This window comes from Flavobacterium odoriferum (assembly GCF_025499515.1).
Lineage (GTDB): Bacteria > Bacteroidota > Bacteroidia > Flavobacteriales > Flavobacteriaceae > Flavobacterium > Flavobacterium odoriferum.
Map to the genome: position 1 here is coordinate 1 of NZ_JAMKFA010000049.1, position 393 is coordinate 393.

Sequence of the window (393 nt, forward strand, 5' to 3'; positions counted from 1 at the left end):
TGTGCAACCACTTTTCCCATCAAAATCAGCCATTTTATATAACTCTCCAACCAAATCATCTACTCACTTAACTACTACTCGCACGTCTCTAATCAAGGCTTCTGCTTCAGTAGCCTTTGAGCCCTTAACATTTAACTACAACTCCAAATTCTCGGTTTTTCCTGCAGAGGCATGTGAGATAGTAGGGGGAAATGCATGTGAAGCAGTTATGAATCCTGAAGTCAAACTTGATACACCAAAGAAGATGAGTCAAACCAATAGAAATGTTGTCACTGAACACTTTGATAGGGAGTACTTTGATTACAACAGTGATCCCAAAAGTGTACTAAGAGAAGAGGCGTGTGATGATCTTGGAGGCGAATTTTGCGAGGCTTCTTAATCGTATGAATGAAG

Annotated in this window: 1 protein-coding gene; it reads left to right on the plus strand. The window is 40.2% G+C overall.

What is annotated here, in order from left to right:
• Positions 1-379: hypothetical protein (locus M9Q43_RS14075; protein WP_262319496.1), on the plus strand; the 379-nt coding region annotated here is incomplete at its 5' end.
• Between the last annotated feature and the right edge of the window lie 14 nt (positions 380-393).